This window comes from Diaphorobacter sp. JS3051 (assembly GCF_015832135.1).
In the GTDB taxonomy this organism is placed as follows: domain Bacteria; phylum Pseudomonadota; class Gammaproteobacteria; order Burkholderiales; family Burkholderiaceae_C; genus Diaphorobacter; species Diaphorobacter nitroreducens.
In genome coordinates, this window is the sequence record NZ_CP065406.1 from 802,098 (window position 1) to 816,478 (window position 14,381).

At 69.6% G+C, this 14,381-nt stretch carries 12 protein-coding genes and 2 pseudogenes; 7 read left to right on the forward strand and 7 right to left on the reverse strand.

All coding sequences use genetic code 11. From position 1 onward, the window contains the following. Positions 1-23: 23 nt before the first annotated feature. Positions 24-263 carry a hypothetical protein gene (locus I3K84_RS03775; RefSeq protein ID WP_135147687.1) on the reverse strand — a complete coding sequence of 80 codons (240 nt, stop codon included), beginning with the start codon at positions 261-263 and terminating at the stop codon, positions 24-26. 153 nt (positions 264-416) lie between these two features. After that, entirely contained in the window at positions 417-962 is a 546-nt protein-coding gene (gene msrA / locus I3K84_RS03780; RefSeq protein WP_011805273.1) for a peptide-methionine (S)-S-oxide reductase MsrA, read from the reverse strand. Between the two features lie 129 nt (positions 963-1,091). Here msrA and I3K84_RS03785 point away from each other — a divergent pair, with 129 nt between their 5' ends. From I3K84_RS03785 to I3K84_RS03800, 4 genes and pseudogenes are all read left to right on the forward strand, one after another. After that, the gene (locus I3K84_RS03785; RefSeq protein ID WP_047351499.1) at positions 1,092-1,754 is read left to right on the forward strand and encodes a TetR/AcrR family transcriptional regulator; all 663 of its coding nucleotides are present in this window, start codon (positions 1,092-1,094) and stop codon (positions 1,752-1,754) included. A gap of 47 nt (positions 1,755-1,801) precedes the next feature. Then, on the forward strand, positions 1,802-2,512 hold the full coding sequence (locus tag I3K84_RS03790) for a protein-L-isoaspartate O-methyltransferase (RefSeq protein WP_196995551.1): 711 nt from the start codon (positions 1,802-1,804) through the stop codon (positions 2,510-2,512). A gap of 31 nt (positions 2,513-2,543) precedes the next feature. Continuing rightward, positions 2,544-2,890, forward strand: a pseudogene (locus tag I3K84_RS03795) (rhodanese-like domain-containing protein). 70 nt (positions 2,891-2,960) lie between these two features. Then, positions 2,961-4,293: pseudogene (locus I3K84_RS03800) on the forward strand (TolC family outer membrane protein). Between the two features lie 83 nt (positions 4,294-4,376). Here I3K84_RS03800 and I3K84_RS03805 read toward each other — a convergent pair. From I3K84_RS03805 to I3K84_RS03825, 5 genes are all read right to left on the reverse strand, one after another. Next, entirely contained in the window at positions 4,377-4,958 is a 582-nt protein-coding gene (locus tag I3K84_RS03805) for a dihydrofolate reductase family protein (protein ID WP_196995554.1), read from the reverse strand. A 44-nt stretch (positions 4,959-5,002) separates the two neighbouring features. Further along, the gene (locus tag I3K84_RS03810; RefSeq protein ID WP_015913358.1) at positions 5,003-5,356 is read right to left on the reverse strand and encodes a DUF3147 family protein; all 354 of its coding nucleotides are present in this window, start codon (positions 5,354-5,356) and stop codon (positions 5,003-5,005) included. A gap of 6 nt (positions 5,357-5,362) precedes the next feature. Further along, entirely contained in the window at positions 5,363-8,068 is a 2,706-nt protein-coding gene (locus tag I3K84_RS03815; protein ID WP_015913357.1) for a bifunctional acetate--CoA ligase family protein/GNAT family N-acetyltransferase, read from the reverse strand. A gap of 125 nt (positions 8,069-8,193) precedes the next feature. Continuing rightward, entirely contained in the window at positions 8,194-9,555 is a 1,362-nt protein-coding gene (locus I3K84_RS03820; RefSeq protein WP_196995555.1) for a 3-deoxy-D-manno-octulosonic acid transferase, read from the reverse strand. 20 nt (positions 9,556-9,575) lie between these two features. Beyond that, complete coding sequence (locus I3K84_RS03825; RefSeq protein ID WP_196995556.1) at positions 9,576-10,964, reverse strand: phosphomannomutase/phosphoglucomutase; 1,389 nt, start codon at positions 10,962-10,964, stop codon at positions 9,576-9,578. Between the two features lie 196 nt (positions 10,965-11,160). On the opposite strand from I3K84_RS03825, the gene I3K84_RS03830 reads away from it, so the two are divergent. The 3 genes from I3K84_RS03830 to I3K84_RS03840 are packed head-to-tail and all read left to right on the forward strand — an operon-like array spanning position 11,161 to position 14,258. Next, positions 11,161-12,714: a DNA-3-methyladenine glycosylase 2 family protein gene (locus I3K84_RS03830; RefSeq protein WP_196995557.1), complete on the forward strand. Its 1,554-nt coding sequence runs from the start codon at positions 11,161-11,163 to the stop codon at positions 12,712-12,714. A 60-nt stretch (positions 12,715-12,774) separates the two neighbouring features. Then, the gene (locus I3K84_RS03835) at positions 12,775-13,323 is read left to right on the forward strand and encodes a methylated-DNA--[protein]-cysteine S-methyltransferase (protein ID WP_196995558.1); all 549 of its coding nucleotides are present in this window, start codon (positions 12,775-12,777) and stop codon (positions 13,321-13,323) included. Further along, positions 13,320-14,258, forward strand: a complete 939-nt coding sequence (locus I3K84_RS03840) for a DMT family transporter (protein ID WP_196995559.1) — start codon at positions 13,320-13,322, stop codon at positions 14,256-14,258. The genes I3K84_RS03835 and I3K84_RS03840 overlap by 4 nt, the downstream gene beginning before the upstream one ends. Positions 14,259-14,381 lie beyond the last annotated feature (123 nt).

Here is a 14,381-nt window from a genome sequence, read left to right on the forward strand (position 1 = left end):
GGGCTGGGTGAAAGGTGCAGTCGTCAGTGGGCGTGCTTCATGCCGCAGTACTTGCCGATCGCCAGGTTCTTGCAGGCGGCCTGCAATTCCTTGCGGCAGGTTTCTTCGCCCTTGCCGGATTCCAGGCACTTGGCAGCGGCCTCGTGCGCCGCGGCCATGGCGCGGTGGCGCTCGATGTCGACCTTGGTCTGCTGCGCGGTGTGCTCCTGCGCGTGCGCGACGGCGGCGCAGGCCAGCAGCAGGGTGGCGAGCCAGGGTTTCATGGGTTGCTTCCTCCAAAGTAACACCGCGCTGCTGTTGCGGCGCGGGCCCGGGAGGATAGCGCAGGAACCCGCGGGGATTCCCAAAAGGCTGCGCGGATGCGCCGCTTTGGGAAGGCGGTGGACCCGCTGGCGGCGACCTGGGCCTCGCAGCGGTCAGGCGCCGGGCTTGAGGTGCCGTGCGAAGGTCTTGCGGAACTTCTCCACCTTCGGCCCCACGACGAAGGCGCAATAGCCCTGGTTGGGGTGGTTGCGGTAGTAGTCCTGGTGGTAGTCCTCCGCGGGCCAGTAGTTCACCAGGGGGGCCACCTCGGTCACCACGGGCGCGCCAAAGAGCTTGTCCTGCCCCATCTGGCGCAACAGCTCTTCGGCCACGTCCTGGTGTGCGGGGTCGGTGAAGTAGATGGCGCTGCGGTACTGCGTGCCCACGTCGTTGCCCTGGCGGTTGAGGGTGGTGGGGTCGTGCGTGGCGAAGAAGATCTCCAGAATCTCGCGCACGCCGATCTGCGCGGGGTCGAACGTCACGCGCACCACCTCGGCGTGGCCGGTCGTGCCGCTGCACACCTGCTCGTAGGTGGGCTCGGCTACGTCGCCATTGGCATAGCCGCTTTGCACGTCGGTCACGCCGCGCACGCGGTCGAACACGGCTTCGGTGCACCAGAAGCACCCGCCGCCGAGGGTGATGGACTGCAGATCGGACATGGGATTGCGCCTCGTGAAGGGATGAAAGCCTCATCATAGAAATGAAGCGAAGGCGCCGTCCCGCGTCTGCCCTTGCGTTGACGGGGGCAAGGCGGGTTGTTATATTACTAACCAGTCAGTTAGTAATTTATGATCTCCCTCCCCCCAGTCCCCGAATCGTCCGAACCCCCGCGCCGCGGCCGCCGCAAGGAAGCCCGGCCCGGTGAATTGATGGACGCTGCCCTGGACCTGTTCGTGGAAAAAGGGTTTGCCGCCACCCGGGTGGACGAGGTCGCCGCGCGCGCGGGCGTGTCCAAGGGCACGCTGTTCCTCTACTTCCCCAGCAAGGAAGACCTTTTCAAGGCCGTGGTGCGCAAGAACATTGCGGGCCGCTTCCCTGAATGGGACCTGGAGATGGAAACCTTCGAGGGCACGAGCAGCGAACTGGTGCAGTACTGCTTTCAGACGTGGTGGGAGCGCGTGGGCTCCACCAAGGCATCGGGCCTGGGCAAGCTCATGCTGAGCGAGGCCAACAACTTCCCGGAGATCGCTGAGTTCTACCGCCGGGAGGTCGTGGAACCCGGCCACCGCCTGATCCGCCGCATCCTGCAGCGCGGCATGGACCGTGGCGAGTTCCGCCCGCTGGATCTGGACCATGCCGTCTACCTGGTGCTGGCGCCCTTGATGTTCCTGATGTTCTCGCAGCCTTCGCTGTCGCTGTGCATCCCGAACCCCGACACATTCTCCGCGCAGGAGTACATCCGCCTGCAGGCCGAGAACGTCTTGCAGGGGCTGTGCGTGCGGCCGACCTAGAATCAGGGGTTTGTCTGAACCACAGTGACCCGCCTCCGGAGTACCCCATGAACATGCCTCTGAACACGTCCGCTGACATTTGCGATCCTACCGAGCAGGCCCGCTACAACATGGTCGAGCAGCAGATCCGCCCGTGGAACGTGCTGGACGAGGCGGTGCTGGAGCTGCTGGCCACCGTGCGCCGCGAAGAGTTCGTGCCTCCGGCCTACCAGGGTGCCGCCTTCATCGACACGCAGATCCCGCTGAACCCCTCGGTGGAAGAAGCCGAGCGCCTGGGCCAGGTGATGCTGGCGCCGCGCGTGGATGCGCGCATGTTGCAGGATCTGCAGGTGCAATCCACCGACCGCGTGCTGGAGATCGGCGCGGGCTCGGGCTACATGGCCGCGCTGCTGGCCGCGCGCGCCGAGCGCGTGGTGTCGCTGGAGATCGTTCCCGAGCTGGCCGAGTTCGCCCGCGAGAACCTGCGCAGTGCCGGCGTGGACAACGCCGAGGTGCGCCAGTCCGACGGCGCGCTGGACCCCATCCCCGATGGTCCGTTCGATGTGATCGTGCTCAGCGGCTCGGTGGCCGAGATTCCCCAGCGCCTGCTGGGCCTGCTGCGCGACGGCGGCCGCCTGGGCGCCTTCGTGGGCCACATGCCGATGATGCGCGCCACGTTCGTGCGCCGCCAAGGTGACCGGTACGAGACCACTCAACCCTGGGATGTGGTGGTGCCGCGCCTGCGCCACTTCCCGGAGCCGACCCGCTTCAAGTTCTGACACCCCTTCAGCGTCCTTCAGGAACCTTTGCATGATCGACCACGTGCGCCCTGCCCAACTGCCCAACTGGCCGACTGGCTGACCGCTAACGCCGGCAGCCGCCCGCTGGTGCTGGACGTGCGTGAGCCGTGGGAGCTGCAGACCGCCAGCGTGACGCCCCAGGGGTTTGAGCTCGTGGCCATCCCCATGGGGGAGCTGGCCGCACGGCTGGATGAACTGGACCCCGCCCGCCCTGTGGCCTGCTTGTGCCACCACGGCATGCGCAGCCTGCGGGTGGCGGGCTTCCTGGCGCACCAGGGCTTCGACCAGGTGGCCAATATCACGGGCGGCATCGAGGCCTGGTCGCATGAGCGCGACCCGGCGGTGCCCCGGTATTGAGCCACCACGGACGTCGCCCGGCGTGCTGCAGCCTTCCCATTGATCACCGCAGACCTTCCTGAAGAACGCCATGACATCACTGCAACGGTTGCTCTCCGTTTCCCTGGCCGTGGGCGCCTGCGCGCTGGGCGCCCTGCCCGCGCAGGCGCAGAGCCTGTCCACGCTGGTGGAATGGGCGCGCAGCTATGACGCCCCGTGGCAGGCAGTTGCAGGCCGCCGACAGCCGTGCCGAGCAGGCGCGCGCAGGACTGCTGCCCAGCGCCGCGCTGAATGGGGGCGTGACCTACGCCCGCACCGACCTGACCCGTGGCCCCCTGCCCCCGCTGGACCTGCACGCCCCTACCCAGACCGTGGGCGTGGTGGCCTCGCAGCCGCTGTACCGGCCGGCCAACCGCATCGGCTTCGAGCAGGGGCAGCGCGGGATCGACATTGCCCGCGCGCAGCGTGACGCGGCCGAGCAGGACCTGCTGGTGCGCGTGAGCCAGGCGTATTTCGATGTGCTGGCCGCCCAGGACACCCTGACCTTCGTGCAGGCCCAAAAGGTTGCCGTGGCCGAACAACTGGCCGCGGCCAAGCGCAATTTCGAGGTCGGCACCGCCACGGTGACCGACGAGCGCGAGGCCCAGGCGCGGCACGACCTGGTGTCGGCCCAGGAGATCGCGGCCGAGAACGACCTGCACGTCAAGCGCCTGGCACTGGAGCAGACCGTGGGCCGCTCGGGCCTGACCCCGCTGCCCCTGGCCCAGCCGGTGCAGCTGCCCGCGGTGCAGCCGGCCGATGTGAACAGCTGGGTGCACGTCGCGGAAGATCAGCAACCCCAGGTGCGCCAGGCGGCCATTGCGCTGGACGTGGCGCGCCTGGAGACCGCCAAGGCCGAGACTGGCCACCTGCCCACGGTGGACCTGCAGGCGGGCTACAGCGTGCAGCGCACGCCCAATGGAACCGTCACCATGCCGGGCGTGCACTCCCGGGCCAACGTCGCCAGCGTGGGGGTGGCGCTCAACCTGCCGCTGTTCGCGGGCTTCGCGGTGCAAAACCGGGTGAAGGAAACCCTGTCGCTGGAAGACAAGGCGCGCGCCGACTTGGACAATGCGCGCCGCAGCGTGGCCCAGGCCACGCGCGCCGCGTTCTTCGGCGTGCAGTCGGGCCAGAGCCAGGTGCGGGCGCTGCAGGCGGCCGAGGCGTCCACCCAGAGCGCGCTGGAAGCCAACCAGCTGGGCTACGAGGTGGGCGTGCGCATCAACATCGACGTGCTCAACGCCCAGAGCCAGCTCTACCAGACCAAGCGCGACCTGGCCGTGGCGCGCTACAACGTGCTCATGGGCACGCTGCGACTCAAGCAGGCCGCCGGCACCTTGTCCATGGACGACGTGGTGGCGGTGGACAGCCTGCTGAGTCGCTGACACCCTGCGATACCCACCGCTATTGCTATATAAACAATAGCTGCTTGCGCTTGGTGGATAAGCGCTAGAGGTCTAAAAGACCATCATTCCCGGTCAAGGCCCGCCGCGTCACCCGTCCGGTCCACGGCATAACGCAGCTCCACCATGCCCGTCCCCAGGGGCTGTGCGTCAAGCAGACGCAACGCGGTGCCGGGCAGCCGGCGCGGAAACAGCGGCTTGCCCCGTCCCAGCGTGACCGAGCCCACCTGCAGGATCAGCTCGTCCAGCAAGCCAGCGTCGTAGAACTGGCCGGCAAGGTCCCCGCCGCCTACTATCCAGAGGTTCTTCGTCCCCGCCGCCAAGCGCATGGCCGCGTGCACCGGCCGCACGTCGCCCTGCACGAAGCGGATGTCCGCCCCGTCGATGCCCGGCAGGCGGCGCGAGGAGAAAACCCAGGCGGGCTGCGTGTAGGGCCAGGCGGAGCCCGTTTCGGCGCGCACGGCGTCCGCGTTGCGCAGCATCCATTCGTAGGTGGATGACCCCATGGCCAGGGCACCCACCTGCGCGATGAAGGCGGGATAGCTGGATTCCTCCAGGCTGCCCAGGGTGAAAAGCCAATCCAGCGAGTCGTCTTCCGTGGCGAGGAAGCCGTCCAGGCTGGTGGCGGTGAAATACTGGGTTTTCATGGACGGTTTATAGCGCGTGGGCCGCCCCGCAAAGCTCTGCAGGGTCAGGGCAGCAACTCGACGCCCAGCGGCCGCACGGCGAGCGCGAACAGGCCGAAGCAGACCACGGTGATGGCTGCGCTGGCCAGCAGGGTCAGGCCGAACCCGATGCGCGGCAGCAGCCAGGGGAAGGCCAGGAACATGGGCAGCGTGGGCACCACGTACCAGAACGTGTACCAGGCGTGGTTGGCGATCTTTTCCTGCGGCTGCTTTTCCACGTACAGCCAGACCAGCGCGAGGAACGTCACCAGCGGCAGCGCCGCCAGCAATGCGCCCAGCCTGTCGCTGCGCTTGGCTGCTTCGGACACGGCGACCACCACCGCCGCGGTGATCAGGTATTTGGTGACGAGCCAGCCCATCGGTTTTTACAGTTGGTGCACCACCAGGCGGAACTCTGGGTCGTCCTCGAAGGTGCGCACCTCGAAGCCCAGGCGCCGCATCAGCTTGAGCATGGTCGGGTTGTTGGCCAGCACCAGGCCCTGGATCTCGGCCAGGCCGCGATCGCGCGCCACGTCCATGATGCTGAGCATCAGGCGCGAGCCCAACCCTTTGCCGGCGAAGTCGTCGGCCACCAGCAACGCGAACTCGCAGCTCGTCTGGTCGGGGTTGGTCACGTAGCGCGACACGCCCACGATGCGCTCCTTGTGGCTCACCTCGCCCTCCTCGTCCACCACGCGCTCGCGGTGCACGGCCACCAGGGCCATTTCGCGGTCGTAGTCGATGAGGGTGAAGCGCGCCAGCATCGAAGGCGGCAGCTCGGCCAACTGCGACACGAAGCGGAAGTAGCGGCTCTCGGGCGACAGTTCCTTGACCAGGCGCTGCACCATCTGCGCATCGTCCGGGCGGATCGGTCGCACCAGATACTCACCCCCGCCGCGCAGCGGCCACACCGCTTCATAGCGCGCCGGGTACGGCAGGATGGAGAGGTGGCCGTAGTGCCCGTAGCCGGCCACCTCGCCGCGCGAGCCGCCCTGGGCGGTTTCATGGATGACGATGCGCGCGTCCACGGCCACGGCGCCCTGCTCGTCCACGATCAGGGGGTTGATGTCCATCTCGCGCAGCTGGGGCAGCGCGCAGACCATCTCGGACACGCGCAGCAGCACCTGCTCCAGCCCTTCCAGGTCCACGGCGGTGGCGCCGCGCCATTCGCCCAGCGTCTCGGCCACGCGCGAGCGGTCGATGAGCCGCCGCGCCAGGAACTGGTTGAGCGGCGGCAACTCCATCGCCCGGTCGTTGATGAGCTCGATCATCGTGCCACCGGCGCCAAAGGTGATCACCGGGCCGAAGGGCTCGTCGCTGACCAGGCCGATGCAGGTCTCGCGCCCGCGGCGCCCGCGTGCCATCTTCTGCACCGTTACGCCGTTGATGCGCGCGCCGGGCTGTACCCGCGCCACACGCTGCACCATGTCGGTGTAGGCATCGCGCGCGGCCGATCCGTTGTGCACATTCAGCGCCACGCCGCCCACGTCGGACTTGTGCGCGATGTCGGGCGAATCGATCTTGAGCGCCACGGGGAAGCCGAGCTGCGTGGCGATCATCATCGCCTCGTGGCTGCTGCGCGCCAGCAGCGTCTTGGTCACCGGGATGTGGAAGGCCGCCAGCAGCGTCTTGGACTCCATCTCGGTCAGCACGTTGCGCCGCTCGGCCAGCACGCTCTCGATCACCAGGCGCGCGCCCTCGATGTCGGGCTTGGACAGCGTCGTGAGCGGCGGCGGTGTCTGCTGCAAAAGCTGCTGGTTCTGGTAGAACGAGGCGATGTTGCCGAAGGCGCCCACCGCGGCCTCGGGCGTTCGGAAGGTGGGAATCTGCGCGGCCCGCAGGATGCGGCGCGCCGGCACCACCGAGGCGTCGCCCATCCAGCACGACAGCAAGGGCTTGGAGGCCAGGCGCTTGGCATCGGCCAGCACGGTGGCCACGGCTTCGGCGTCGGCGCCGGCCTTGGGCGAGAAGATGGCCAGCAGGCCATCGATCTGCTTGTCACGGAACGCCGCCTCCAGCGCCAGGCGATAGTGCTCCGGCCCCGCTTCTTCCGACAGATCAATCAGGTCGGCCAGCGAGGCCAGCGGCGGCAGCTTGGGCGCCAACGCAGCGCAGGTCTCGGGCGAAAAGCGGCCCAGGTCCAGGCCGATCTCGTTCTCCCAATCGGCCGCCAGTACGCCGGGGCCGCCGCCGTTGGTGATGATCGCCAGGCGCTTGCCCACGGGGCGGTAGCGCGAGGCCAGGCACTTCGCGGCCGAGAACAGCTCCACGAACGAGCGCACGCGCACGGCGCCCGCGCGGCGCAGCGCGGCGTCGAACACATCGTCGCTGCCAACGATGGCGGCGCTGTGCGTCTGCGCTGCCTCGTTGCCTGCAGGCTTGCGCCCCGCCTTGAGCACCACCACGGGCTTGGCATAGGCCGCCGATCGCAGGGCGCTCATGAAGCGGCGCGCATTCTGGATGCCTTCCATGTAGACCACGATGCTCTGCGTGCGCGCATCGTTGGCCAGGAAGTCCAGCGCCTCGCTCAGCCCCACGTCGGTGTGCGGGCCCAGCGAAATCACGCTGGAAAAGCCCACCGCGTTGTTGCTGGCCCAATCCAGGATGGACGAGGTGAGCGCGCCCGACTGACACACCAGGGCCAGCGACCCCTCGCGCGCCAGCGGCCCCGCGGCGCTGGCGTTCAATTGCAGCGACGGCCGCTGCATGCCCAGCGAATTGGGCCCCAGCAGGTGGATGCCCTCGCGACGCGCGATCTTGCGCAGCTGCTCCGCCAGTTGCGCATCCACGCCGTTGGACAGCACCAGTGCCGAGCGGCAGTTGATGCGCCCCGCTACCTCCAGCGCGGCGGGAAGGTCCTGCGGCGGCTGGGCGATGATGGCCAGGTCCGCACGCGTCTGCGCCAGGTCGGCCAGCGTGCCGCTGGTATGGATGTCCAGGTAGGTGAGCGTGCCCGTGAAGCGCTGGGCGGCCAGCGCCTCGCGCAGCACCTTGGCCTGGGGCGTGTGCGTATCGGGCGCATCGGCGTTGCCGGCCAGCACGACGATGGAGCTGGGCGTGAACAGGGGCGTGAGGTAGTGCTTGTCCATCATGATGGAGCGATTCTCTGCCATCCCGGCATTGCTTGGCGAGACAGGCAACGCCAGCGGCTTGCGCTGTGTCAGCGCCCTCGCAGTCGTGGTTGCAGTCGTGGTTGCAGGAAACGCGGGCGGGCCGCTCAGTCGGGACGGTCGTCCACGGCCTCGCGCAGGCGCTGCAGGACGGCCAGGGCCGTGTCTAGGGCCGCGCCGCGGTGCTCCTCGGTGAATGCCACGCAGCGCTCGGACAGCGCCCTCCGCCGCTGCGGGTCCTGCGCCAGGGCGGCCGCGGCGGCCACGCCCTCGGCCATGTCGGCCACGCGCAGCGCGGCGCCGGCGTCGATGGCCAGGCGCGCCGCCTCGGCAAAGTTGAAGGTGTGCGGGCCCATGACCACGGGGCAGCCGCCTGCCGTGGCCTCGATGAGGTTCTGCCCGCCCAGCGGCGCAAAGCTGCCTCCCAGCAGCGCCACGTGGGCCAGACCGTAATACAGCGCCATCTCGCCCAGCGAGTCGCCCAGCCACACATCGGCGCTGTCCGGCTGCGCGGTCCACTGGCTGCGCCGCGACACGCGCAGGCCGGCGGCCTCGCACAGGCGCTGCACCTCGTCAAAACGCTGGGGGTGGCGCGGGACCACCAACCACTGCACGGATTGATTCACTCCTGAATCAATAGCTGCTGGCGCTTGATTGGCGGGCGTTATAGGCGTTTTTTGCTTCAAAACCTCCAGCCACATGGCCTCTTCGCCCTCGCGGCTGCTGGCCAGCAGCACCACCGGTCGGGCGCTGGCGGCGCGCCACGCGCGGCCCTGCGCCTGCAGGGTGGGTGACGGCACCACGTCGAACTTCAGGTTGCCGAAGACTCCCGCCACCTGCGCGCCCACGTCGCGCAGCCGGGAGGCGTCATCCTCGGTCTGCGCCCACACGGCCGACAGGCCGGCGTAGGCCGGGCGCGACAGCCAGCCCAGCCGGCGCGCGCCGGCGCGCGACTTTTCGTTGAGCCGCGCGTTGGCCAGCACCAGCGGGATGCGCCGCCGGCGGCAGGCCGCGACGAGGTTGGGCCAGATCTCCGTCTCCATGAGGATGCCGATGGACGGGCGGAACTGCCGCAGAAAGCGCCGCACGGCCCCGGGCGTGTCCCAGGGCTGCCACACCTGCACGTCGCCGGGCAGCAGCAGCTTTTCGCCCTCGGCCCGGCCCGTGGCCGTGCCGTGGGTGAGCAGCAGGCGCATGCCGGGCAGCAGCGGGCGCAGTTCCTTCAGCAGGATGGCCGCCGCGCGTGTCTCCCCCAGGGAGACGGCGTGGATCCAGATGAACTGCTCGTCGGCCTCGGTCTCCGATGACGGCGACAGGCTGTCCATGGGCGGCGGGTAGTGGCCGAAGCGCTCGGGCACGGCCACGGCGTAGCCGGGCTCGGTGAGCGCACGGCGGCGCAGCTTGCGCAGCAGCAGCGGCGTGGCCAGCCACACGGCCAGGCTGTAGAGCCACAGGATGAGCTGGTGCATGCCGCCCGCGCTGCCCGCAATCAGTGCGCGGCGCCGCCCACCTGGGCGCCGGGCTTCACGCGTTCCAGCAGCGCCAGCATGGCGGCTTCGATGCGCTGCAGCGCGGCGTCGGTGTGGCCCTCGAAGCGCAGCACCAGCACCGGCGTGGTGTTGCTGGCGCGGATCAGGCCAAAGCCATCGGGCCAGTCCACGCGCAGGCCGTCGATGGTGCTGATGCGGGCCGGCGCCCCAAACGCGTCGGCTGCCAGCGCCTGCAACTCGGCCGTCAGGCGATGGGGCTCGCCCTCCTCGCAATGCACGTTGAGTTCGGGCGTGGAATGGCTCGTGGGCAGGGCGTTCAGCACGGCGCTGGGGTCTGCATGGCGGCTCAGGATTTCCAGCAGGCGGCAGCCTGCATACGTGCCGTCGTCAAAACCGAACCAGCGTTCCTTGATGAAGATGTGGCCGCTCATCTCGCCGCCCAGGGGCGCGTCCAGCTCTTTCATGCGTGCCTTGATGAGCGAATGGCCGGTCTTGTACATCTGCGGCTGGCCGCCCGCGGCCTCGATGGCGGGCGCCAGGCGCTGCGTGCACTTCACGTCGAACAGGATGGGTGCACCCGGCACGCGCGAGAGCACATCCTGGGCGAACAGCATCATCTGCCGGTCGGGGAAGATGTTCTGACCGTCCTTGGTCACGATGCCCAGGCGGTCGCCGTCGCCGTCGAAGGCCAGGCCCAGTTCGGCGTCGCTGCTCTTCAAGGCCTCGATCACGTCGCGCAGGTTGTCGGGCTTGCTGGGGTCGGGGTGGTGGTTGGGGAAGTTGCCGTCCACCTCCGAAAACAGCTCAATCACCTCACAGCCCAGTGCACGGAAGATGCCGGGCGCCGACGCGCCGGCGATGCCGTTGCCGCTGTCCACCACGATCTTCATGGGCCGCGCGAGCTTCACGTCGCCCACGATGCGTTGCACGTAGGCGGGCAGCACGTCCTCATGGCGCACGTGGCCGCCTTCGCGCAGCTGCCAGCTCTGCTGCTCCATGGTGCGGCGTAACTGCTGGATTTCCTCGCCGTAGATCGCGCGACCGGCCAGCACCATCTTGAAGCCGTTGTAGTCCTTGGGGTTGTGGCTGCCCGTGACCTGGATGCCGCTGGCGCACAGCGTGCTGGCCGCGAAGTACAGCAGGGGCGTGGTGCTCATGCCGATGTCGATGACCTCGACGCCCGCGTCTACCAGGCCCTGGATCAGCGCGGCCGAGAGTGCCGGGCCCGACAGGCGCCCGTCGCGTCCCACGGCCACCGTACGCTCGCCCTGCGCGAGTGCGGCGGTGCCAAAGGCCCGGCCGAGGGCGCGGGCCACGTCGTCGTTGAGCGTGCTGGGCACGATGCCGCGGATGTCGTAGGCCTTGAAGATCGCGGGGGAAAGCTGCACAGGGGATTCCTTGGAGATAAGGGGCTGGACCGGGAGGTCCGCCGTCCAGGCAAGGCCGGCAGGAAGGCCGGCAGAGAGGCCGGAATTGTAGGCCCGGTCCAGGCGCGCCCCTGTCAGCCGGGGGCCTAACTGAGGCCGGCCAGGCGCATGTCCGAAAACGGCCAGTAGAACGGCTGCGCGTGCCTATCATGGCCCCATGCCCGACGTTCTTCATTCCCCTGCTCCACCCGCCAGCGCCGCCTCTGCGGCGGACGACGACGAGGCCCGCTACCTGGCCCTGCGGGCCCGGGATGCGCGGTTTGACGGACGGTTCTTCACCGGCGTGACCTCCACCGGCATCTACTGCCGTCCCGTCTGTGCCGTGCGCACGCCCCGGCGCGAAAACTGCCGTTTTTTTACGCTGGCGGCGCAGGCCGAGAGTGCCGGCTTTCGCCCCTGCCTGCGCTGCCGGCCCGAGCTGGCGCCGCAGGCGCTGGCCTGGTCGGTGCAGGACGCATCGGGCATCCTCGTGCGCCAGGCGCTGCGGATGCTGGATGCGCCGCAGTCCTGGGGCGCGTGCGAAGGCGGCGCCGTGGTGGCGCAGCTGGCCGCGCGCCTGGGCGTGAGCGACCGGCACCTGCGCCGCATCTTCGAGGCCGCGCTGGGCATCTCGCCGTTGCAGTACCTGCAGACGCGCCGGCTGCTGGCGGCCAAGCAGTTGCTGACCGATACCGATCTGCCCGTCACCCAGGTGGCGCTGGCCAGCGGCTTTGCCAGCGTGCGCCGCTTCAACGCGGCGTTCAATACCCACTACGGACTCAATCCCACCCAGTTGCGCCGGCAAGGCGCCGCACCCGATGGGGTACAGGCAGGCGCCCGTGCGGTGCGTCTGGGCCTGCGCCCGCCCTACGACACGGCCGCGCTGATGGGCTTTCTGGCGGCGCGGCAGATTCACGGCATGGAGAGCATCCGCACCGGGCCGGGGGTGCAGGTTCTGCGCAGAACGGTGCGGCTGGCAAGCGCGGGCACCGTTTTCACCGGCTGGCTGGAAGCCGGCTTCGATGACGGGCGCCCCCAGCTGTGGCTGCGCGTCAGCGACGGCCTGCAGCCCGTGCTGCCGCAGCTCATCGCGCGGGTGCGCGCATTGTTCGACCTGGACGCGGACCCGCAGGCCATCAACGCGGTGCTGCACCCCTCCTTCCCGGAGGGCGACGGCCTGCGTGTGCCGGGCGCGTTCGACGGCTTCGAGCTGGCGGTGCGCGCCGTGCTGGGCCAGCAGATCACGGTGGCCGCCGCGCGCACGCTGGCGCAGCGGCTGCTGGAACGCTTTGGCGAGCCCATCGCCACGCCGTGGCCAGACCTGCATCGGCTGTTTCCCACACCGGCCGCTCTGGCCGCGGCGCAAGGTGACGCACTGGGCAGCCTGGGCATCGTGCGCCAGCGGCAGGCCGCCATCGTGGCGCTTGCGCAGGCCGTGGACGCGGGCACGCTGCTGCTGGATGCCAGCGCCGACGTACCCGCCACGCTGGACGCGCTGCGTGCCCTGCCCGGTATTGGCGACTGGACGGCGCAGTACATCGCCATGCGCGCCCTGCGCTGGCCCGACGCCTTTCCGGCCGGAGACGTGGCGCTGCACAAGGCGCTGGGCGTGCAGGGCCAGCCGCAACCCGCGCGCGCCGCCACCGAAGCAGCCCGCGCCTGGCGCCCCTGGCGCAGCTATGGCGTGCTGCGCGCGTGGAGTGGTTTGGCTCTGGTGCTATCAGACCAATAGCTGCCGGCGCTGGGTGCGCCTGCGCAAAAGGCAAATTTCGCGTTTAATGAAGGATTCACCATGCAATACCCCCGCGACACCGTGCAAAGCCGCATCGCAACGGCCCTGGGCGACGTGCGCCTGGCCGCCAGCGCGAAAGGCCTGGTCGGGCTCTGGTTCGACGGCCAGCGCCACCAGCCCGCGCAACTGGATGCCGCGCCCGCGTGGCCCACAGACGATGCGCATCCCGTGCTGCGCGCGGCGGCCCAGCAACTGCAGCAGTTTCTGCGGGGCGAACGCACGCGGTTCGATCTGCCGCTGGACCTGTCGGGCGGCACACCCTTCCAGGAGGCCGTGTGGCAGGCGTTGCTGGCCGTTCCGCATGGCGCCACCACCAGCTATGGCGCGCTGGCACGCCAGATCGGCCGGCCTACCGCGGTGCGTGCCGTGGGCGCAGCCGTGGGGCGCAACCCCCTCAGCGTCGTCGTGCCCTGCCACCGCGCCGTCGGCAGTGCGGGCGCCCTCACCGGCTACGCGGGGGGACTGCCGCGCAAGAAGGCGCTGCTGGCGCTGGAGTCGGACCCGCAAGCCCGCGCCGTTCCCTTCACCCCTCTATTGAATTTCGCATGACAGCACCACACACGAGCGCTGAGGCCCTCTCCCCCCACGCGCCCGCCTGGGTGGGCGAGTTCGTGTTGCTGTCCAGCTTGTGGGGGGCGTCGTTCCTCTTCATGCGCCTGGGCGCGGCCGAGTTCGGCCCGCTGCCCATGGCCGGGCTGCGCGTGCTGATGGCGGCCCTGTTCCTCTGGCCCTTCCTGCTGCACCGGGGCGAATGGCCCGCGCTGCGGCGCCACTGGCGGCCCGTGCTGTTCGCCGGGCTCATCAACTCGGCGATCCCGTTCGCGCTGTTCGCCTGGGCGGTGATGCACATCGCCACCGGGCTGACATCGATTCTTAATGCCACGGTGCCGCTGTTCGGCGCGCTGGTGGCCTGGCTGTGGCTGGGCGACCGCATCAGCCGGCTGCGCTGGGCGGGGCTGGCGCTGGGCTTCGTCGGCGTGGCGCTGCTGGCCTGGCGCGCACCGGCTGGCGTGGGCGCCAGCGGCAGCCAGGCGGGCTGGGCCATTGCGGCGTGCCTGCTGGCGTCCACCTGCTATGCCGTGGCCGCCAGTTACGCACGGCGCTACCTGGTGGGCATTCCGCCACTGGCCACGGCCACGGGCAGCCAGGTGGGCGCGGCGCTCGGGCTGGCTCTGCCCATGTGGTGGGCCTGGCCCGCGCAGACGCCGAGCCTGCGCGCCTGGGCGGCCATCGCCGCCATTGCCGTGCTGTGCACGGGCATAGCGTACATCCTCTACTTTCGCCTGATTGCCAATGCCGGCCCCAGCCGGGCGCTGGCCGTGACTTTCCTGGCGCCCGTGTTCGCAGTGTTCTACGGCGCGGTGTTTCTGGGCGAAGCGGTGACGCCGTGGATGCTGGGCTGCGGCGTGATCATTGCGTGCGGCACGGCGCTCTCCACGGGGTTGGTGGGCGGCGCGGTGCGGCCGGGTACAAAGGCGCCCTGACGCGCCGCGGCAGGGTTTCACCCGACGCCCGCGGGTCCGCTGCGCGACGCACGGCACGCACATGGACCGCCGGGCGCAATACACTCTGAAACGTGTCGCCTTGCGCCTTCGCCGTATTCCCTG